We start from the raw sequence: 20,071 nt of genomic DNA, 5'->3' as shown, positions 1-20,071 counted from the left end.
GGATGGCGGCCGCGCGTGACGTGCGTGCGGCCAGTTTTTGGCGATGCGGAAAGCTGGGGGCCCGGGCCGCGAGGCGCGAATGCGTGCGCAGCGGTTAACTTCAGATTAACACGGTAACGGCCGCAGATGACAGCGACATGACAGGTCCGGAACGGCGCAAGCCACTGACCGGCTTGACTTTTATCCGACACCTGAGCAAAGCACGCTAAGTGCTTGTCACGCGGTCGCCGCTCAGGTCGGCGTGCCGATGCTGAGATAGCCGACGATCCCGTCCAGCAGCATCTGCACCGAGATCGCGACCAGCAGCATGCCCATCAGCCGCTCGATGGCGGTCAGGGCGCGCATGCCGAGCAGCTTGTAGAGGTAGGTGGACGAGAACAGGATCGCCGCGGTCGCCGCCCAGGCGATCAGCAGCGCCAGGCTCCATTCGCCCAGTCGCTCGGGCTCGTTGCTGCCCATCAGCATCACCGCCGCCATGCCCGAGGGGCCGGCCACCAGCGGGATGGCCATGGGCACGATGAACGGCTCGCCGTCCGGCAGTTCGCCCATCAGGCCCTGCGGCGGCGGGAAGATCATGCGCAGGCCGATGATGAACAGCACGATGCCGCCGGCGATGGCCACCGACTCCTGCCGCAGGTGCATCAGCTCCAGCGCGTACTTGCCGGCCCACAGGAACAGCATCAGCACCGCCAGCGCGATCAGCAGCTCGCGCGCCAGCACGATCCGCTGCCGCCTGGGCGGCAGGCGCCGCAGCATCCCCAGGAACACCGGCACGTTGCCCAGCGGGTCCAGGATCAGGAACAGCAGCAGCGCGGCGGAAGCGATCGTCATGGCGGCGCGGTCATCGGCGGATCACGGCGTCGGCCGCCAGATGCGGCCGCGATGCACGGCGCCTCCGGCCGACAGCAGATGCACGCACGCTCCGGCATAGCCGTCCGGGTCGCGCGCCTGCCCCCCGTCGCCCTCGGCGCTGATCTGCGCCCGCAACGCGGTGCGCATCGCACCCGGCTGCAGGCCGCTGATCCGTACCGGCGTGGCGGCGAGCTCCGCGTGCAGCATCGACACCATCGCGCGGAGCCCCGACTGGGCGATGCCATAGCCGCCCCAGTAGGCCTGTCGGGTGGCATCGGGATCGTCGAGCACGAACACCACGGCACCATCCGCGGCCCGCCGCAGCAGCGGCAGGCAGGCCTGGGTGAGCCACCAGCGGGCAGTGAGGTTGACATGCAAGGCGCGCGCGAACGCGGCCGGATCGGTGTGCTCGAGGGGCGTCAAGCCGCGGAAGTCGGCGGCGCAGTGCAGCAGGCCGTCGAGGCGCCCGAATTCATCGTGGACCCGCGCGGCCAGTTCGGCATAGTCGTCGGCACCAGCGCCTTCGAGGTCGAGCGGATACAGCGCCGCTTCGCCGCCCGCCTGCACGATGGCATCGTGAACCCGGTTGAGCCTGGGCACGCGGCGCCCGAGCAGCACCATCCGCGCACCGGCGCGGGCGCAGGCCAGCGACGCGGCGCGGCCCAGCCCGCCGTGTGCGCCCGCCACCAGCACCACGCGCCCATGCAGCGCCGCGGCCGTCGACGGCGACGCTTCGGGCGGCACCGCACTCACGCCTTCTGCGCCTCCGAGATCATCCGCGCCAGCTCGCCGGACTCGTACAGCTCCAGGGTGATGTCGCAGCCGCCGATCAGCTCGCCGTGGACGAACAGCTGCGGGAACGTAGGCCAGTTGGAATAGCGCGGCAGGTTGGCGCGGATCTCCGGCTCCTCCAGCACGTTGACGGTGTGCAGGTCGGTGACGCCGGCGTCCTTGAGGGCCTTCACCGTGCGGCTGGAAAAGCCGCACATCGGGAACTGCGGGGTGCCCTTCATGAAAAGGACGATCGGATGGCCCTCGACCTCGGCCTGGATCCGCTGCATGACAGCCATGGGGCGTTCTCCTGCGCTGCGCCGCGCCGGTGCGCGTATGGATTCGAAGTCCGGCGGCGGGGCATGGGGTTAGAATCGTCCATTGTAAGCCTTCACGCGGTCGCCGGCCCTTGCGCCGTCCGCGGATTTCCCCGACAACCGGTGCCGATGGCCATCGAACTGCCCGCCCTCCCTTACGACCGCACGGCGCTGGAACCGCACATCTCCGGCGACACCATCGACCAGCACCACGGCCGCCACCAGCGCGGCCATGTCGAAAGGCTCAACGCCCTGATCGCGGGCACGGCCTTCGCCGGACTCGAACTGGAGGAAATCGTGCGCAAGGCCCAGGGCGCGATGGCCGAACACGCCGCCCAGGCCTGGAGCGCCGCGTTCTACTGGAACTGCCTGAAGCCGGCGGCGGCCGGCGGCGGCGGCGAGCCGGAAGGCGCACTGGCCGACGCGCTGGCGCGCGCCTTCGGCGACGCCGCCGGCTTCCGCGCGCAGTTCACCGACACCGCCTTGCGTGGTTTCGGCGCCGGCTGGATCTGGCTGCTGCGCCGCGACGACGGCCGCCTGGCGATCGCGGCCACGCCGCACACGGTCACGCCGCTGACCGGCAGCGACACGCCATTGCTGGCCTGCTGCCTGTGGGAGCACGCGTACTTTCTCGATTACCGGGACAACCGCGGGAAGTACCTGGACGCGTTCTGGCAGCTGGTGAACTGGGAATTCGCCGCCTCGCGATTGGGCTGAACGCCCAGCCTCCGCTACCGCCGCCTACGTAGAGCGGAGCTTGCTCCGCTGCCTTCCGATGGCTCCGGAGGCATGCCGCGCAGCCGAGCAAGCTCGGCTCTACGACGCGCAGGCTCGGAGCCGATGCGGCAGACGCTCCATGCCCCGTAGAGCGGAGCTTGCTCCACTGCCTTCCGATGGCTCCGGGGGTGTCGCTAGCCGAGCGAGCTCGGCTCTACGGCATGCAGCTTGGGAGCCGGTGCGGCAGGCACGCCATGCCTCCGTAGAACGCTGCCTGCAGGTGGAGTTGGATCGCAGTGCCCGGCAACCGATCCGTGCCAGGGGAGCTTGGGCCCGGCGAACGCGCTGTGTCCGGCAGAAGCCCCTCCCAGGCCTTACCGGGACAACGCCGCGATCACCGGTTCCACCTGCGCCTGCCGGCCCAGGGCGTCGCCGATGCGCCGCAGCATGCCGGCGAGTGCGTCGGGGGTGTCGGCGCGCACGGTGGCATGCCCGACCTTGCGGCCGGCGCGCGGCGACTTGCCGTAGTCGTGCCAGTGGCCGCCCGGCTCGGCCAGGACCGGCGCCGGATCCGGCAGTTCCCCGATCCAGTTGAGCATGCAGGCGTGCCCGCGCATGCTGGTCGCGCCGAAGCTGCGGCCGAGCACCGCACGCAGGTGGTTCTCGAACTGAGAGGTCTCCGCGCCCTCGATGGTCCAGTGCCCGGAATTGTGCACGCGCGGCGCCAGTTCGTTGGCGAGCAGTTCGCCGTCGCGGCAGAACAGCTCCAGCGCGAACACGCCGACGTAATCCAGCGCCTCGGCCAGTGCGCGCGCATGGGCGACGGCGGTTTCGGCCAGCGCCGGGTCGACCGTGGCCGGCGCCAGGCTGGCCGACAGCACGCCGTCGACGTGCCAGTTCTCGGTCAGCGGCCAGGCGCGAAAACCGCCATCGCGCCCGCGCACGGCGACCACGCTCAGCTCGCGCTCGAACGGCACGAAGGCCTCCAGGATAAGGCCGACCCGGTCCGCCTGCGGCCCCAGCGCCGCCCACGCCGCGTCCGCCGCGGCCTCCGCTTCTCCGAGTCCCGAATCCCGAGTCCCGACTCCCGGCTTCAACCGGAACTGGCCCTTGCCGTCGTAGCCCAGGCGCCGGGTTTTGAGGATCGCCGGCATGCCGATCGCCGCTAGCGCCGCGTCCAGCGCCCGGCGCGAATCGACATCCGCAAATGGAGGTACCGGGATGCCGAGATCGCGGAACAGGGTCTTCTCGGCCAGCCGGTCCTGGGCCAGGCCGAGGGCGTGCGGATTCGGGAATACCGGCACGCGCGCACTCAGCCACCGCGCCGACTCGGCCGGGACGTTCTCGAAATCGAAGGTGGCCACGTCCACGCGCGAGGCGAACTCCGCCAGCGCCGATTCGTCGCGGTAGTCGCCGACCAGCAGCGGCGCGAACTGCCCGGCGCAGGCCTCCGCCGAGGTGTCCATCACCAGCAAGCGCAGGCCCAGCGGCGCGCCGGCAAGCGCCAGCATGCGTGCCAGTTGCCCGCCGCCCAGGATTCCTACCGTCGTCATGGGCGAAAGTGCTCCAGCAATCCTGATTGCCGGCTACGACGCGCCCGCACGGCACCGACTGCCCCTCTCTCGCTTGCGGGGGAGGCAAACAAGCGCGCGCCGGGCGCGTGCCTGTCGATGCCGACGGGGGTCACGCCGGCGTCCCGGGCGCTGCCGGCGGGCGCCGCGGGTCGTCGTCGCCGGCCACGGCGTCGGTCTGCCGCCGGCGGAACGCCGCCAGCGCGGCGGCGATGTCCTCGCGGTCGGCGGCCAGCAGCGCCGCGGCGAACAGCGCGGCGTTGATCGCGCCGGCCTTGCCGATCGCGAACGTCGCCACCGGCACCCCGGCCGGCATCTGCACGATCGACAGCAGCGAGTCGAGCCCGTTGAGGGTCCGCGACTGCACCGGCACGCCGAGCACCGGCACCGCCGTCTTGGCCGCCAGCATGCCGGGCAGATGGGCGGCGCCGCCGGCGCCGGCAACGATCGCGCGCAGGCCACGCGCCTGCGCCGACGCGGCGTAGTCGAACATCGCGTCCGGGGTGCGGTGCGCGGAGACCACGCGGACCTCGTGCGGCACGCCCAGCGCATCGAGGCGCTCGGCCGCGTGCTGCATCGTCTCCCAGTCGGAGCGCGAGCCCATCACGATCCCGACGAGCGGCGCTGCGGGATTGGCTGGCGTGGCTGGCATGTTCGTTCCCGGGCGCTAAACGCGTATTTTAGCCGGGATTGGTGATTCGTGATTGGTGATTGGCAAGGGCGCGCCTGTTCGCCGGCGCGCTCGCAATGACGTCGAGGTGATACGCTTTTGACGAATCCCGACTCCCCAATCCCCAACCCCGGCTCTCAATGGACCGCAAGCTGCTAGACATACTCGTCTGTCCCGCCAGCCGGCAGCCGCTGTCGCTGCTCGACAAGGCCGGCCTGGAGGCGCTGAACCGCGCGGTGGCCGCGGGCACGCTGCGGCGCGCCGACGACAGCCCGCAGCCCGAGCCCCTGCGGGAGGCGTTGGTCACCCGCGACCGCAAGCGGGTCTACCGCATCGACGACGGCATCCCGGTGCTGCTGGTGGAGGAAGCCATTCCCACTGGTCAGGTGGATGGATTTCCGGGCTGACGGAGGCCTCCGATGGCGCCACTCCAGGCCGCGGCGGCCGCAAACCCGGCACGGCTTTCACGGCGCGGACCGGGATCCAGCCGCTCCGCTGCAGCCGGTGCGACAGGCTCGCCTCGGTGACGCCGTGACTGCGTCGGCCTCCCCGCCGCCGGCCGCGGTTGTCGAAGCCGATGTCGCGCGCGCGCTGGCCGAAGACCTGGGCGGCGGCGACGTGACTGCCGCGTTGCTGCCCGACAGCGCCGACCGCGCCTACCTGCTGTGCAAGGAGGCCGCGGTGGTGTGCGGCCGGCCCTGGTTCGACGCCTGCCACCGCGCGCTCGATCCCGACGTGCGCATCGACTGGCGGGTGGCCGAGGGCGAGCGAGTCGCCGCCGGCACCGTGCTGGCCACGCTCTCGGGCCGCGCCCGCGCCCTGGTCAGCGCCGAGCGCACCTCGCTCAACTTCATGCAGACGCTGAGCGGTACCGCCACCGTCACCGCCGCCTACGTCGACGCGGTGCGCGGCACCGGGGCGCGCATCCTCGACACCCGCAAGACCCTGCCGGGGCTACGCCAGGCGCAGAAGTACGCCGTGCGTGTCGGCGGCGGCGTCAACCACCGCATCGGCCTGTTCGACGCGGTGATGCTGAAGGAGAACCACGTCCGTGTCTGCGGATCGGTCGCCGCCGCGATCGCCGCGGCCCGGGCACTGCATCCTGCGCTGCCATTGATCGTCGAGGTCGAGACCCTGGCGCAGCTGCGCGAGGCGCTGTCGGCGGGCTGCGACCGCATCCTGATCGACGACTTCGATGCCGACATGCGCCGCGAGGCGGTGCGGATCGCCGCGGAGGCTCCGGCTGGCGCCCGCATTCCGCTGGAAGTGTCCGGCAGCGTCGATCTGGACAACGTGGGCGCCGTGGCCGCCGACGGCGTCGATTGCATCTCGATCGGCGCGTTGACCAAACACGTGCGCGCGATCGACCTGTCGCTGAAGCTCGGCGCACCAGGCAGTCTTCTCCGCCGCGGCGAGGTCGGGCCCGTCGCCACGGGTGCCGCCAATGAATAGCGACGCTTCGAGCCCAAGCCGGGACGTACCGACCACCGCCGTCGCCAGAACCGCTTGCCCGGCCCCGCAGCCGCCCCCACAGTAGCGCCATGTCCGGATTGATCCTGCTGATGATCGCCGCCGCCGCGGCGTTCGCGTTCTGGAGCGCCTCGCGCGCCGCCGCCGAGCGCGCCGGGCGCATCGGCCGCCAGGCCTGCCGCGCCGCCGGCGTGCAGTGGCTGGACCAGACCGTGCACGCCGCCGGCCTGCGCCTGCGCCGCGGCGGCGACGGCCGGCTCGGCTTCGAGCGCAGCTTCCGCTTCGAGTACTCCGAGGACGGCGTCGAGCGGCACGTCGGCCGGCTGGTGCTGCGCGGCGACACCCTGGTGTCGTTCAGCGGCCCCGTGCGGGCGGCGGAAACCCGGCTGCACTGAGTTCCGTGAAGCCGCGCTCGACAAGCGCGCGGAGCGGTGGAAATCGAGCTTCCGCCCGTACTTGCGGGAACCGATCCAGGTCACGATCCTCGCCCCCTGGCGCGGATGTCGGCGGCATACCGCGACCGGAAGACCGCATCGGGACGCGGTCGAAGCCTGGCAAGTCATCGCTATCCGGCATCTCGGGGTCGCGACTTCCGTCGCTCCCACAAGGCGGAGATGCGCACCGTGCGCTGCCGTTGATCTCGCGAATGCAAGCCGCGCCGGACGGCGTCTCGCGTCGCGATTCCGACCGCGGTATACCGCTGCCCCTCCCCGGAGGGGAAGATGTCCGCCCTGCCGCTACTTGACCACGCGCAGGTGCGAGCCTCGCTTGGGCGCCGGCGCATCGTCGCCGCCGGGGCCGTCGTCGGGCGCCGGCGGCTCGTCGTCCGGGTCCGGCGCGGGCCCGCCGACGTCTTCCGGCAGCACCATGCCGTGCCCGGTCTCGCGCGCGTAGATCGCCAGCACCGCCGAGATCGGCACGTCGACCGGATGACTGACGCCGCCGAAGCGCGCGCTGAAGCGGACGCCGGCGTTGTCCATTTCCAGCCGGGTCACCGCGCGCTCGGCGATGTTGAGCACCACCCGGCCTTCCTTCACCGCGTGCGTGGGAACGCGCACGCCCGGTTGCTCGGCGTCGACCAGCACGTGCGGCGTCATGCCGTTGTCGACGATCCACTCGTAAAGCGCCCGCAGCAGGTACGGGCGATGGCTGGTCATGCGTGGTGCGTGCTCATCGCTCATGCAGGAAGTGTACCGCGCTAGGCAGTCCTTTCCGCCCGGTGAGAGACGGGCCGTCGCCGCGCCAGGCAGTCCTCTCCGTTGCGGTGAGAAACGGGCCGTCGCCACGGGTTTCGCCAATGAATCGCCGCGCCAAGCAGTCCTTTCCACCGCGGTGAGAGACGGGCCGTCGCCACGGGTTCCGCTATGAATAACCGACGCTTCAAGCCTTACGGCGGCCAACCCAGCGCGAAGAACTCGGCTGCCGATTCGCACCGCCCGTGGCGACGGGCCTGATCCCACCGCAACGGAAAAAGCCTACCTGGCGCGGCGCGGTCTCAGCTCGGCAGTTCCCGCAGGTTCTTTTCCTGCGGCGTCAGGCTGCGCGCGAACCCCGGGCCACGGAAGATGCGGTTGCCGTAGTCCTCGATCGCCTTGCCGTCCTTCGGCAGCGGCACGTCCAGCGCGCGCAGGCGCCAGATGATCGGCGCCATCGCGCAGTCGGCCAGGCTCATCTCCGCGCTGAGGAAGAACTTGCTGGCCTTGAACAGCGGCACCGATGCGGTCAGCAGTTCCTTCAGGCGCTTGCGGCCGGCCTCGGCCTGCTGCTTGTTGCCGATCTGGATCGCCTGGATCTGCGGCACCCAGTCGTGCTCCAGGCGCAGCATGGCCAGGCGCAGGCGCGCCCGGGACAGCGGGTCGACCGGCATCAGCGGCGGATGCGGGTAGCGTTCGTCGAGGTATTCGCAGACCACCGAGGCGGCGTACAGCACCAGGTCGCGCTCGACCAGGGTCGGCACCGAGTGGTACGGGTTGAGGTCGATCAGGTCCTCGGGAGGATTCTGCGGATCCACCTGGATCAGGTCGTAGGTGACGCCTTTCGCGGCCAGCACCAGGCGCACGCGGTGGCAGAGCACGTCGTCGACGGACGAAAACAAGGTCAGGGCATTACGCATACGCGGACTCGCAGCCATCATCGGGCTCTCTCCCGCAGCCGGATACCGCCGGCCGCATCGACGCCGCCCGCCCACTGCGGGCAGTCGCCCCGGTTCCCGAGCCGTCCCCTCCCCTTCTCGCATCGGCCGTTCTGCGACGGCCTGACTCGGAAAAGCCCGGCTGGCTGGCCGGGCTCCCGCGGAGGGTCCGCCTAGTGCACGTCCCGCCAGTACTCCTTCTTCAACAACCAGGCGAGGAACGTGAAGAACGCCAGGAACAGAATGACCCACACGCCGATGCCCTGGCGTTTGAGCGCGGCCGGCTCACTGGCGTACTCGAGGAAAGCTGAAATATCGCGCGCGGTACGGTCGAACTCGGCGGCGTTCTGCGTGCCAGGCTGCGCCAGCTCCAGATGCTCGACCGTCGGCTCGCCGATCTCGTCGGGCTCGCCGTACACCGGGCGCTGCAGGCCCTGCATCTCCCACAAGGGGTTCGGCATCGACACGTTCGGATAGAGCGTGTTGTTCCAGCCCAGCGTGCTCGACTCGTCCTGGTAGAAGGACTTGAGGAAGGTGTAGACCCAGTCGGAGCCGCCGGCCTTGGTGCGCACGATCAGCGACAGGTCGGGCGGCGCCTTGCCGAACCAGTCCTCGGCGTGCGCGGCCGGCATCGACGCGACGATGTGCTCGCCGTAGTCGGCGCCGGAGAAGTTGAGGTTCTGCATGACCTCCTCCTCGCTGAGCCCGAGGTCGTCGGCCATGCGCGAGTAGCGCAGGTACTTCAGCGAATGGCAGCCGGAGCAGTAGTTCATGAACAGCTGCGCGCCACGCTGCAGGGACGCACGATCGGCGATGTCGGCACCGGACTGCTGCAACTCGCCACCCTCGGCGGCGAGCGCGGCGACCGGCATCAACAGGCTGACGACGAGCGCGGCCGCACTGCGGACGAAGCTCCGGTATCGGCTGTTCACCATTCCCGATTCCCGATTGACGCGCCGCTCCTGCGGCGCGCCCTTCGGGCCATCCGCTTCGCGGATGTTCGCTTCGACATCCTGTCTCCGCAGTCCGATTCCCGACTTAGTCATGGGTCGTCACCCGCTCCGGCACCGGCTTGGTCCGGTCGATCCTGGTCCACAACGGCATGGTGATGAAGAACGCGAAGTAGAAGAAGGTCAGGAAGCGGCCGATGATGGTCTCGACCGGGTCGGTGCCGGGGCCTGCGCCGATCTTGCCCAGCCAGATGAAGCTGATCGCGAACAGCCCCAGCAGCACCTTCGACAGCAGGCCGCGGTAGCGGTACGACTTGACCTTGGCGCGGTCGAGCCACGGCACCGCGAACAGGATCGCGATCGCGCCGAACATCACCAGCACGCCGCCGAGCTTGTCCGGCACCACCCGCAACATCGCGTAGTACGGGGTGTAGTACCAGACCGGCTTGATGTGCTCCGGCGTGACCAGCGGATTGGCCTCGATGAAGTTGTCGTGCTCGAGGAACCAGCCGCCCATCTCCGGGGTGAAGAAGATGATGAAGGCCGCGAGGATCAACAGGAAGCCGACGCCCACCAGGTCCTTGACCGTGTAGTACGGATGGAAGGGGATGGAGTCGACCGGCGCCTTGGCGGACCAGCGGTTGCCCTTCGGCCCCTTCTTGATGTCGACGCCGTCGGGATTGTTGGAGCCGACCTCGTGCAGCGCGCCCAGGTGCAGCACCACCAGCAGCAGCAGCACCAGCGGCAGCGCGATCACGTGCAGCGCGAAGAAGCGGTTGATGGTCGCGTCGCCGGGCAGGAAGTCGCCCATGATCCATTCGGTCAGGCCGTTGCCGATCACCGGGATCGCGCCGAACAGCGAGATGATCACCTTGGCGCCCCAGAACGACATCTGCCCCCAGGGCAGCACGTAGCCCATGAAGGCCTCGGCCATCAGCACCAGGTAGATCAGCATGCCCAGGATCCACACCAGCTCGCGCGGCTTCTGGTAGCTGCCGTACATCAGCCCGCGGAACATGTGCAGGTAGACGACGATGAAGAACAGCGACGCGCCGGTGGAGTGCATGTAGCGGATCAGCCAGCCCCACTGGACGTCGCGCATGATGTACTCGACCGAGCTGAAGGCCTCGGCGGCGCTCGGCTTGAAGTGCATCGTCAGGAAGATGCCGGTGACGATCTGGTTCACCAGCACCAGCAGCGCCAGCGAACCGAAGTAGTACATGACGTTGAAGTTCTTCGGCGCGAAGTACTCCGTCATGTGCTTGCGGTACGCCGGCATCAGGCCGGGCGTGCGATCGTCGAACCAGGCCCGGAACGCGGCGATGATGCCGGTGGCCGGGTCGTTGGGCGCGGAAACCTTGTCGTCGACGTTCGCCATTTATGCGGCCCCCGTGTTGTTGGACTGCGAGGGATCGACGCCGATGACGATGGTGTTGTCGTCGGCGTAGTGGTGCGGCGGGACGGCGAGGTTGATCGGCGCCGGCACGCCCTTGTAGACCCGGCCGGCCATGTCGAACTTCGACTTGTGGCAGGGGCAGAAATAGCCGCCCTTCCAGTTCGGGTCGAACGGCTCGGGGCGGATCTCGGCGACCATCTCCGGCGAGCAGCCCAGGTGGGTGCACAGGCCCACCAGCACCGAGATCTCCGGGCGGATCGAACGCAATTCCGGGCTCGCTTCGCGGACGTATTCCGGCTGCTGGTCGGTGTTCTCCGAGTCCGGGTCGCGCAACTGGTCGTCCAGGGTCGGCAGCGCCTCGAGGATCGCCTCGGAGCGCTTGACGATCCAGATCGGCTGGCCGCGCCATTCCACCACCAGCCGCTGGCCTTCCTGCAGCGCGCTGATGTCCACGGTCACCGGCGCACCGGCGAGCAGCGCGCGCGCGCTCGGGTTCCAGGACTTGATGAACGGCACCGCCGCGAAGCCCGCGCCGACCGCGCCGACCACCGCAGTGGTCGCGGTCAGGAACCGGCGCCGCCCCGTATTGACTGAATCCTCACCGCCGGCGGGATCGATCACCGCTTCATTGACCATCCTGCACTCCGCAAACCCTTTCGGTAGCTACTCTGAATTCTGGCTGCCGCATGCCGGCTCCCGTCGCCGGAAGCGGCCGCAAAGACGGTAAAGTGTAACGGAACGCTGAATCGGCCGACAACGTCTTGACAACAAAAAGGCCCGGGCGCCCGCTCCCGCGTAGAGCGGAGCTCGCTCCGCTGCCTCCGGCTCCGGAGCCCGCGTAGTCGAACAAGCTCGGCTCTACGGGGATTCGGATCGCGCCCGGGCCGGCCGCCCATGGCGCCGTGGAGCGTCAGGGCGCGGTATTGGCGGCCAGATGGCCGCGGTAGCGCTCGGCCAGCACCCCCACCCGCTCGACGTAGCGCCGGGTCTCGCTGTACGGCGGCACGCCGCCGTGGCGGTCGACCGCGCCCTCGCCGGCGTTGTAGCCGGCCGCGGCCAGGGTCAGGTCGCCGTTGAAGCGCTTCAGCAGCCAGGCCAGGTACTCGACGCCGCCGAGAATGTTCTGCCCCGGATCGAACGGATTGCCGACGCCGAAGCGTTGCGCGGTGGCCGGCATCAGCTGCATCAGCCCCTGGGCCCCGACCCGCGACAGCGCGTTGGGATTGAACGCGGACTCGGCGTGGATGATCGCGCGGACGATCGCCTCCTCGACCCCGAAGCGGCGGGCCGCGGCGGCGATCTCGTCGCGGTAGGCATCGGTGTTCAACCGCACCGTGCCGAAGCTGACCCCGGGCGCGGCGCCGCAGGCGTAGCAGGTCTCGATGAAGCTGTAGCGGATGGTGCGCACCGCGCTCGCGCCGGCCACGCCCTTCGGCGCGCGGCTGGTGTAATGGCGCACGCCGTCCTTGATGTAGGAATAGACCTGCCCCTGCACGTGGCGGGTGCGCGGCTGCGCGGCCTTCGCCGGGGCGGTGGCTGGCGCGGCTGTTGCGGTAGCGCCCCCGCCCATGAAGATCGCCGGCGGGTTGCTGTGCAGCGTGGCCGGCGAACCCTGCACGCGATTGTCGGCGGTGACCCGCCCGGCGGCGGCCGGCGCCGCCGTGGATCGCGCGCGAGCGGGCTCCGGCCGATAGCTGCTGATCACGGTGCAGCTGGCGCCGCCGATCCGCTTGCTGACGTACTGGGGCACGCCGTCGCCGCTGTCGCAGCGGTACAGGGTGCCCGCCGCCGCCGGAAAGGCCGCGAGTGCGCACAGTGCGGTGAGGATGGTTCCCCTGGCCCCCTTCATGCGGCGGAGTCTCGCCCCATTTCCCGGCGTTGCCAAGCCCTCCGACGGCGCCGGGCCGTGACCGGCTACACTGTTCGGCCAGAAACTAGCCATTCCGACCCGGACTCAGCACCGCGCCCCGGAGACGCCATGACCCACCAGCAAGCCGGCGGCCGCAGGCCGTCCACCGACGCCCCTCTCCTGCGCAGCGGGAGCGGCGGTGATGGTCCGCAGCGCCGACGATGGGGCGAGGGCGGTCCCGAGGCCGGCCCGCCCGCACGCGGCAAGCTCTATATCCAGACCCACGGTTGCCAGATGAACGAGTACGACTCGGCCAAGATGGCCGACGTGCTCGCCGCCAGCGACGGCCTGGAACTGACCGACGATGCCGCCGAGGCCGACGTGGTCCTGGTCAACACCTGCTCGATCCGCGAGAAGGCGCAGGAGAAGGTGTTCAGCCAGCTCGGCCGCTGGAAGACGCTCAAGCAGGGCGGCCGCCCGGTGCTGATCGGGGTCGGCGGCTGCGTGGCGTCGCAGGAGGGCGAGGCGATCGTCAAGCGCGCACCCTACGTCGACCTCGTGTTCGGGCCGCAGACCCTGCACCGGCTGCCGGAACTGATCCGCGCCCGCCGCGACTCCGGCCGGCCCCAGGTCGACATCAGCTTCCCTGAGATCGAGAAGTTCGACCGCCTGCCGGAGCCGCGCGCCGAGGGCCCGAGCGCCTTCGTCTCGATCATGGAGGGCTGCAGCAAGTACTGCAGCTTCTGCGTGGTGCCCTACACCCGCGGCGAGGAGGTCAGCCGGCCGTTCGAGGACGTGCTGGTGGAAGTGGTGCGACTGGCGGCGCAGGGCGTGCGCGAGATCAACCTGCTCGGACAGAACGTCAACGCCTATCGCGGGCCCATGGATGGACGGGCCGACGACGGTGCGTGCGAGGGCCTTGGCCCGAGCGAACAGCACCATGCGGACCTCGGCCTGCTGATCCGCACCATCGCCGAGATCGACGGCATCGACCGCATCCGCTTCACCACCTCGCATCCGCTGGAGTTCTCCGACTCGCTGATCGAGGCCTATCGCGACGTGCCGCAGCTGGCGGACTACCTGCACCTGCCGGTGCAGTCGGGCAGCGATCGGATCCTGGCGGCGATGAAGCGCGGCTACACCGCGCTCGAGTTCAAGCAGAAGATCCGCAAGCTGCGGGCGGTACGTCCCGGCATCTCGATCTCGTCCGACTTCATCGTCGGCTTTCCAGGCGAGACCGATGCGGACTTCGAGAAGACGATGAAGCTGATCGAGGACGTCGGCTTCGACCAGAGCTTCTCCTTCATCTACTCGCGCCGCCCCGGCACGCCCGCCGCCGATCTCGAAGACGCGACCGATGCCGCGGAAAAGCACGCGCGGCTGTCGCGGCTGCAGGCGCACATCAACGCCAACGCGGCGCGGATCTCGCAGGCGATGGTCGGCAGCGTGCAGTCGGTGCTGGTGGAAGGCCCGTCGCGGAAGGACCCGAACGAGCTGACCGGCAAGACCGAGAACATGCGTTCGGTGAACTTCGCCGGGCACCCGCGGCTGATCGGGCGGTTCGTCGACGTGACGATCACCGAGGCGATGAGCAACTCGCTGCGCGGGCGCGTGGCGACGACGGCTTCGCTGTAGCCGCGCGAAGCGCGCGCACCCAGCCCCGCCGCGCGGCGCGCCCGCCGACCCGCGCCTCCGCAGGGGTGGAGCTTGCCCGCCCTAAGGGACGGCGCGCAGCGACTCGAGCAGCGAGAACACCCACGGCCGCATCGCCAGCAGCAGTCCGACGCTGCGACGGCGCGGCGGCGGCAGCTCACGTCGAGATCGGCGCACTCGTTGAACTCCACCACCAGCCGTTCCAGCCGGCGCCTGAGCATCGCCACCGAGGCGTCGCCGAGCTCGCGGATCTCGAGGCTCAACAGCGCGTCGCGGCCTTCGAACGGATCGCGCAGGAACTCGTGGCTGGCTTCGTGCAGGTAGCGCGTGCGCACCGGTCCGTCCTCGCGCCAGGCGAAATCGCGCGGCACCCGCAGGCGCACCTGGTCGCCCGGCAGCAGCTCGACCAGCCGCAACCGGTCGAGTTTCGCCAGCAGGCCCACCGCCTGCGGCGGGTCGAGACCGAATTCGTCGCGGATCGCCGCCACCGTCCAGTCCTGACACAGCAGGTGGAACACGATCATCAGCCGCGGCTCGTCGGCCAGCGCCGACTCCTGGCGCAGGCTCAGCCGGCCGCGCAGGTCGCGCGCGCCGCGGGCGATGCGCGCCAGCTCGAAGAAGTCGAGGTCGAGCGCCGTGCAGATCCGTTCCAGCCGCGTCAGATCGAAGCGCCCCTGCGAGAGCATGCGCTTGACCGTCGGCTCGGACACGCCCAACACCGCTGCCAGGTCGGCATAGCGCATGCCGCGCTGTTTCAGCGTCCGCTTCAGCGCGGCGAGCAGGCGTTCGGCGTCTCCCATTCCCTTGCAGTCTCCGCGTCCGCCACGTGAAGGATCATATTTCGATACCTGAGAATAGCAAATTGCAGATCTCGATACCTTCCGACAGGCTTCCGGTCACCTCCACCGGCGGCGCACACCGATGCACGACGTCCAGCAAGCCATCGCCCCATCGCCCGAACCCGCGCTCAACGACGTCCATTCGCGCCTGAACCCGACCAGGCCCGCCGCGGTGCTGCAGCCGCCGTCGGCCGCCGCGGCTTGCCGGCTGGTACGCGATTGCGCCACCGCCGGCGCCTCGCTGGTGCCGATGGGGGCGCGCCATGCGATGGGCGGACAGCAGTTCCTGTCCGGCGGATGCGTGCTGGACACCGCGGCGCTGGACCGCGTGCTGTCGTTCGATCCGCAGCGCGGGCTGATCACCGTCGAGGCCGGGATCCGCTGGCCGGCGCTGCTGCAGTGGCTGGCACGCTATCCCGGCAACCACGCCGGCTGGACGATCCGCCAGAAGCAGACCGGTGCCGACGACTTCAGCCTCGGCGGCGCGCTGGCCTCGAACATCCACGGCCGTGGGCTGGGCTTCGCGCCGTTCGTGGACGACGTCGAGTCGATCGAACTGGTCGACGGCCAGGGACGGCTGTCGACCGCCAGCCGCCACGAGAACCGCGAGCTGTTCGCGCTCGTCGCCGGCGGCTACGGCCTGTTCGGGCTCGTGCTCCGGCTGACCCTGCACCTGGTTCCGCGCCGCACCCTGCGGCGCGAGGTTCGCATGACGCGGGCATCGCGGCTGATCGCCGATTTCGACGCCGCGATCGCCACGGGCTGCAGCCATGGCGATTTCCAGTTCTCGATCGATCCCGGCGGCGACGACTTCCTCGACCTCGGCATCCTGTCCTGCTATCGCCCGGTCGCGGACGCCGTCATCGGTTCGCCGCAGCAGCAGCTGCGCGACGACGACTTCTCGCGGCTGCTGCATCTGGCGCATACCGATCCAGCGCGTGCATTCGACGAGTACGCCGCGTTCTACCTGTCCACGCACGGGCAACACTACGCTTCGGACGCGCAGCAGACCGGCTTCTACCTCGGCCACTACCACGACGCCATCGATGCCGCGGCCGGACACCGCGGCTCGGAGATGATCACCGAGCTGTACGTGCCGCGCACGCACCTGGCCGACTTCCTCGGCGCCGCCGCCGAGAGCCTGCGCCGGCATCGAGCGCAGGCGGTGTACGGCACGGTGCGCCTGATCGAGCGCGATGCCGTCAGCCTGCTGGCCTGGGCACGCGAACCGTGGGCCTGCGTGGTGTTCAACCTGCACGTCCGCCACGATGCCGCCGGCATCGCCGCGGCGCGCGACGCCTTCCGTGCGCTGATCGACGCCGCGCTCGAACGCGGCGGCGGCTACCACCTCACCTATCACCGCTGGGCGACGCGCGAGCAGGTCGAGGCCGCGCACCCGCGGTTCCCGGAGTTCCTGCGCGCCAAGCGCGCGCTCGACCCGGACTGCCGCTGGTCGAGCGACTGGTATCGCCATCATCTCGCCCTGTTCGAAGGTTGAGGCGATGGCGGGCAAGGGCCGCATCTCGACCGCGATGGTGGTGGCCTCCGGCACGTTGCTGGAGGCGCCGCCGGCCGGTGCGGAGCAACGGCTGCAGGCGCTGCTCGCCCGCGCCTGCCTGTCGGATTGCGGCCATCTCGGCGAACGCCTGCTGCGCCTGCTCGACAACCGCTGCGGGCGCACGCTGCTGCGCTGCGCGCAGGCGCTCACGCTGCCCGGCATCGCCGCCCACTATCGCTGGCGCAAGCGCCGCATCCGCGCCTGGGCCAAAGAGGGCATCGATGCCGGTGCGCGCCAGCTGATCGTGCTCGGCGCCGGCTTCGATGCGCTGGCGACGATACTGGTGCAGGCGGACCTGCGGCTCCTACGGGCGATCGAGATCGACCTCGCCGTCCACCAGAAGGTCAAGCGCCTGGCAATGCGACGGCTCGGGCTGGACCACCCGCGGCTGAGCTTGGTGGAGGCCGACCTGGAATCGCAGTCGCTGCCGGCATTGCTGGCCAACGCGGACGGATTCGATGGCGATGTACCCAGCGTCGTCGTCGCCGAAGGTCTGCTGATGTATCTGTCGCCGCCCTCGCTGCAGGCGCTGTTCGGCGGCTTGGCGACGTCGCTGTCGGCACCGTCCACCATCATCGCCACCGCGATGGCGACCGGTACCGATGCCCTGCCACGCTTTCGCGCGCAACGCCCCTGGCTGCGGCACTGGCTGCGGCAACGCGGCGAACCATTCCTCTGGGGCTGCGGGGCGGAGGCGCTGCCGGGCGCGCTGCGCGCGCCCGGCCTGCGCATCGACGCCATCGCGGACCCGGACCATCCGCACGACCCCGACCCATGTCCCGGCGAATGGCTTTTCCGTGCGACGCTGCCTGCGCGTGCCACGAGCCGAAAACACCGGAGCCCTTCCCCATCCGACCGGTAGGATGGAGTGGAACGCAGCGATGCCCATCATCGTCGTCGGCGCCGGATGTCACGGCGGCGATGGGTGGGTCGCGCATCGCACGCCGATTGCGTGCGGCGGCAACGGAGCCTGCCTGTGCGCGTATGTGCGCCGCCTGCCGGAAATGTTCAGTCCAGTCGCTTGCGGAAGCGCAGGATCGCCAGGGTCATCATCACCGCGGTGAACGCCAGCAGCGCCAGCACTTCGGGCCACAGCTCCCACAGGCTGGCGCCGCGCAGCATGATGCCGCGGATCAGGCGCAGGAAATGCGTCAGCGGCAGCGCTTCGGCGAACCACTGCACCACCCGCGGCATGCCGGCGAACGGGAACATGAAGCCTGACAGCAGGATCGACGGCAGGAACACGAAGAAGGTCATCTGCATCGCCTGGAACTGCGACTGCGCCCTGGTCGAGATCAGCAGGCCGAGGGTGAGGTTGGCGAGGATCAGCAGCACCGCGGCCAGGTAGACGTGCAGCACGCTGCCGAGCACCGGCACCTGGAACAGCCACAGCCCGAGCAGCAGGATCACGGTGGTCTGCACCAGCCCGATCGCCGCATACGGCAGTACCTTGCCGACCATCAGCTCTGAACGGCTGACCGGGGTGGCGATCAGCAGCTCCATGTTGCCGCGCTCGCGCTCGCGTACGATCGCCACCCCGGTGAACAGCACCATGGTCATCGTCAGGATCACGCCGATCAGCCCCGGCACGATGTTGACCGCCGAGCGCCGCTCGGGATTGTAGAACGCGACCACGGCGATCTGCCCGCTGCCCGCCTGCGGCGGCCGGCCACCGCCGGCGGCGGCGCCTTGCAGCGGCAGCTGTGCCAGTTGGATCGCCGCGCTCTGGACCACGGTGTCGCTGCCGTCGACCAGCACCTGCACCGCCTCGCGGCCCTCGCTCACCCGGCGCTCGAAGTCCGGCGGCACCACCACGCCGACGCTGATCTCGCCCCGGCGCAGCATCTCCATCAGCTGCTGCGGCGTGTCGGCCTCGGCCGCCGGCGCGATCACGCCGGTGGCGACCATGTCCATGACCGCCGCGCGCGAGGCCGCGGTGTTCGCCTGGTCGGCGATGCCGGCGTCCAGGCCGCGCAGGTTGAGGTTGATGGCGTAGCCGAACAGCACCAGCTGCATCACCGGGATGCCGACGATCATCGCCAGGGTGACGCGGTCGCGGCGCATCTGCCGCAGCTCCTTGAGCACGATCGCGAACAGGCGGCGCAGGTTCATCGGGCGGTCCCCGAGGCTTGCGGCCGGGTGCCGTCTTTGGTGCCCGCGGCGAAGAGCAAATCCCCCCTGCCCCCCTTTTTCAAAGGGGGGTAAGGGCATCCGCGCGGCGCCTCCAATCTGGCAGTGATCGTTCCCCTGTTCCCCCTACGCTCCGTAGCAGCCGTGTTCGCCGCCTCGGGTGTCGCCCGGCGGCCGCCGTATTCCCCCCTTTGAAAAAGGGGGGCAGGGGGGATTTGCTCCTGCCTTGGCATGGGCGGGATCACTCGGCCGCCTCCGTTTCGCGCGGGCGGCCGCGGGTGGCGGAGACGAACACGTCCTCGAGGTTCGGCTGCGACGCGGCCACTTCGGCCTCCAGCCCCGCCTGCGAGAGTGCCGCCTGGATGCGCTGCACGGCATCGCCGTCCTCGCCGGTCAGCACCCGCAGGCTGTTGCCGATCTGCGCCACGCTGAGCACGCCGGGCACGTCCATCAGCATCTTCTGCGCGCGCCGCGGCTGCTCGGCGGCGACCTCGACGCTGCGCCCCTCCAGCTCCGCGGTCAGCTCGACCGGCGTGCCGTCGGCGACCAGCGCGCCGCGGTCGAGGATGGCGATGCGATGGCAGCGCTCGGCCTCGTCCATGTAGTGCGTCGACACCAGGATCGTGGTGCCGGCGTCGGCCAGGTCGAAGAGCTTCTCCCAGAAGTCGCGGCGCGACTCCGGGTCGACCGCGCTGGTCGGTTCGTCCAGGAACAGCAGTTCCGGCTCGTGGATCACCGCCCCGGCCAACGCCAGGCGCTGCTTCTGTCCACCGCTCATGGTGCCGGCGAGCTGCTTCTCGCGGCCGCGGAAATGGTACTGCTCGACCAGCGCGTCGATGCGTCGCTTGGAGTCCTGCTTCGGCATGCCCTGCACCGCCGCCAGGAACTCCAGGTTCTCGCGCACGCTCAGGTCCTCGAACAGCGAGAACCGCTGGGTCATGTAACCGATCCGCAGGCGCAGCTTCTCGGCCTGCTCCGGGATCTCCAGCCCCAGCACCTCGATCTCGCCCGCGCTCGGCGTCAGCAGGCCGCAGAGCATGCGGATGGTGGTGGACTTGCCGGAGCCGTTCGGACCGAGGAAACCGTACACGTGGGCCTTCGGCACGGTCAGGTCGACAGCGTCGACCGCCACCAGCTCGCCGAAACGCTTGGTCAGGCCACGCGCGCGGATGGCCGGCTCCTGCCCCTCCTGCAGGG

General features: G+C 70.0%; 20 protein-coding genes and 1 pseudogene. 7 read left to right on the top strand and 14 right to left on the bottom strand.

Annotated features, from left to right (window positions below):
- Positions 1-231: 231 nt before the first annotated feature.
- Genes U3649_RS08515 through grxD form a run of 3 tightly spaced genes read right to left on the bottom strand, consistent with a single transcriptional unit; the run spans position 232 to position 1,922 of the window.
- Entirely contained in the window at positions 232-831 is a 600-nt protein-coding gene (locus tag U3649_RS08515) for a MarC family protein (RefSeq protein WP_407354403.1), read from the bottom strand.
- A 21-nt stretch (positions 832-852) separates the two neighbouring features.
- Positions 853-1,596 carry an SDR family NAD(P)-dependent oxidoreductase gene (locus U3649_RS08510; protein ID WP_407354580.1) on the bottom strand — a complete coding sequence of 248 codons (744 nt, stop codon included), beginning with the start codon at positions 1,594-1,596 and terminating at the stop codon, positions 853-855.
- A 5-nt stretch (positions 1,597-1,601) separates the two neighbouring features.
- Positions 1,602-1,922 carry a Grx4 family monothiol glutaredoxin gene (grxD, locus tag U3649_RS08505; protein ID WP_407354402.1) on the bottom strand — a complete coding sequence of 107 codons (321 nt, stop codon included), beginning with the start codon at positions 1,920-1,922 and terminating at the stop codon, positions 1,602-1,604.
- A gap of 147 nt (positions 1,923-2,069) precedes the next feature.
- On the opposite strand from grxD, the gene U3649_RS08500 reads away from it, so the two are divergent.
- Positions 2,070-2,657 carry a Fe-Mn family superoxide dismutase gene (locus U3649_RS08500; RefSeq protein WP_407354401.1) on the top strand — a complete coding sequence of 196 codons (588 nt, stop codon included), beginning with the start codon at positions 2,070-2,072 and terminating at the stop codon, positions 2,655-2,657.
- Between the two features lie 374 nt (positions 2,658-3,031).
- Here U3649_RS08500 and U3649_RS08495 read toward each other — a convergent pair whose 3' ends face one another.
- Together U3649_RS08495 and purE are read right to left on the bottom strand one after the other, a co-directional pair.
- Complete coding sequence (locus U3649_RS08495) at positions 3,032-4,210, bottom strand: 5-(carboxyamino)imidazole ribonucleotide synthase (RefSeq protein ID WP_407354400.1); 1,179 nt, start codon at positions 4,208-4,210, stop codon at positions 3,032-3,034.
- A gap of 130 nt (positions 4,211-4,340) precedes the next feature.
- A complete protein-coding gene (gene purE, locus U3649_RS08490) occupies positions 4,341-4,880 on the bottom strand; it encodes a 5-(carboxyamino)imidazole ribonucleotide mutase (RefSeq protein ID WP_407354399.1) in 540 nt (179 codons plus the stop codon).
- Positions 4,881-5,038: 158 nt separating this feature from the next.
- Between purE and U3649_RS08485 the strand changes: the two genes are divergently transcribed.
- From U3649_RS08485 to U3649_RS08475, 3 genes are all read left to right on the top strand, one after another.
- The gene (locus tag U3649_RS08485) at positions 5,039-5,305 is read left to right on the top strand and encodes a Trm112 family protein (protein WP_407354398.1); all 267 of its coding nucleotides are present in this window, start codon (positions 5,039-5,041) and stop codon (positions 5,303-5,305) included.
- 124 nt (positions 5,306-5,429) lie between these two features.
- A complete protein-coding gene (gene nadC, locus U3649_RS08480) occupies positions 5,430-6,350 on the top strand; it encodes a carboxylating nicotinate-nucleotide diphosphorylase (protein WP_407354397.1) in 921 nt (306 codons plus the stop codon).
- 89 nt (positions 6,351-6,439) lie between these two features.
- Positions 6,440-6,763 (top strand): DUF3301 domain-containing protein, encoded by a 324-nt coding sequence (locus U3649_RS08475; RefSeq protein ID WP_407354396.1) that lies wholly within the window; start codon positions 6,440-6,442, stop codon positions 6,761-6,763.
- A gap of 342 nt (positions 6,764-7,105) precedes the next feature.
- On the opposite strand, the gene U3649_RS08470 is transcribed toward U3649_RS08475, so the two are convergent.
- The 6 genes from U3649_RS08470 to U3649_RS08445 form a co-directional block, all read right to left on the bottom strand.
- Positions 7,106-7,549, bottom strand: coding sequence for a ClpXP protease specificity-enhancing factor (locus U3649_RS08470; RefSeq protein ID WP_407354395.1), 444 nt, complete (start codon positions 7,547-7,549; stop codon positions 7,106-7,108).
- Between the two features lie 314 nt (positions 7,550-7,863).
- On the bottom strand, positions 7,864-8,499 hold the full coding sequence (locus U3649_RS08465; protein WP_407354579.1) for a glutathione S-transferase N-terminal domain-containing protein: 636 nt from the start codon (positions 8,497-8,499) through the stop codon (positions 7,864-7,866).
- A 173-nt stretch (positions 8,500-8,672) separates the two neighbouring features.
- The gene (locus U3649_RS08460) at positions 8,673-9,434 is read right to left on the bottom strand and encodes a cytochrome c1 (protein ID WP_407354394.1); all 762 of its coding nucleotides are present in this window, start codon (positions 9,432-9,434) and stop codon (positions 8,673-8,675) included.
- Positions 9,435-9,537: 103 nt separating this feature from the next.
- Positions 9,538-10,728 (bottom strand): cytochrome bc complex cytochrome b subunit, encoded by a 1,191-nt coding sequence (locus U3649_RS08455; RefSeq protein ID WP_407354578.1) that lies wholly within the window; start codon positions 10,726-10,728, stop codon positions 9,538-9,540.
- Positions 10,729-10,827: 99 nt separating this feature from the next.
- Positions 10,828-11,481: a ubiquinol-cytochrome c reductase iron-sulfur subunit gene (petA, locus tag U3649_RS08450; protein ID WP_407354393.1), complete on the bottom strand. Its 654-nt coding sequence runs from the start codon at positions 11,479-11,481 to the stop codon at positions 10,828-10,830.
- Positions 11,482-11,755: 274 nt separating this feature from the next.
- Positions 11,756-12,694, bottom strand: a complete 939-nt coding sequence (locus U3649_RS08445; RefSeq protein WP_407354392.1) for a lytic transglycosylase domain-containing protein — start codon at positions 12,692-12,694, stop codon at positions 11,756-11,758.
- Between the two features lie 129 nt (positions 12,695-12,823).
- Here U3649_RS08445 and miaB point away from each other — a divergent pair, with 129 nt between their 5' ends.
- Positions 12,824-14,329, top strand: a complete 1,506-nt coding sequence (miaB, locus tag U3649_RS08440) for a tRNA (N6-isopentenyl adenosine(37)-C2)-methylthiotransferase MiaB (protein WP_407354391.1) — start codon at positions 12,824-12,826, stop codon at positions 14,327-14,329.
- Between the two features lie 638 nt (positions 14,330-14,967).
- Here miaB and U3649_RS08435 read toward each other — a convergent pair.
- Positions 14,968-15,147 (bottom strand): annotated as a pseudogene (locus tag U3649_RS08435) (helix-turn-helix domain-containing protein); the annotation flags it as partial.
- A gap of 121 nt (positions 15,148-15,268) precedes the next feature.
- On the opposite strand from U3649_RS08435, the gene U3649_RS08430 reads away from it, so the two are divergent.
- On the top strand, positions 15,269-16,684 hold the full coding sequence (locus U3649_RS08430) for an FAD-binding oxidoreductase (protein WP_407354390.1): 1,416 nt from the start codon (positions 15,269-15,271) through the stop codon (positions 16,682-16,684).
- Positions 16,685-16,688: 4 nt separating this feature from the next.
- On the top strand, positions 16,689-17,606 hold the full coding sequence (locus tag U3649_RS08425) for a class I SAM-dependent methyltransferase (RefSeq protein WP_407354389.1): 918 nt from the start codon (positions 16,689-16,691) through the stop codon (positions 17,604-17,606).
- Positions 17,607-17,752: 146 nt separating this feature from the next.
- On the opposite strand, the gene U3649_RS08420 is transcribed toward U3649_RS08425, so the two are convergent.
- Positions 17,753-18,856 (bottom strand): ABC transporter permease, encoded by a 1,104-nt coding sequence (locus U3649_RS08420; protein ID WP_407354388.1) that lies wholly within the window; start codon positions 18,854-18,856, stop codon positions 17,753-17,755.
- A gap of 259 nt (positions 18,857-19,115) precedes the next feature.
- Positions 19,116-20,045, bottom strand: coding sequence for an ABC transporter ATP-binding protein (locus tag U3649_RS08415; protein ID WP_407354577.1), 930 nt, complete (start codon positions 20,043-20,045; stop codon positions 19,116-19,118).
- Positions 20,046-20,071 lie beyond the last annotated feature (26 nt).

Origin of the sequence: Luteimonas sp. R10 (genome assembly GCF_045689605.1) — a bacterium.
Classification (GTDB): Bacteria; Pseudomonadota; Gammaproteobacteria; order Xanthomonadales; family Xanthomonadaceae; genus Luteimonas.
The sequence above is the reverse complement of the archived record's forward strand: the minus strand, read 5'-3'. Positions and strand labels throughout refer to the sequence as shown.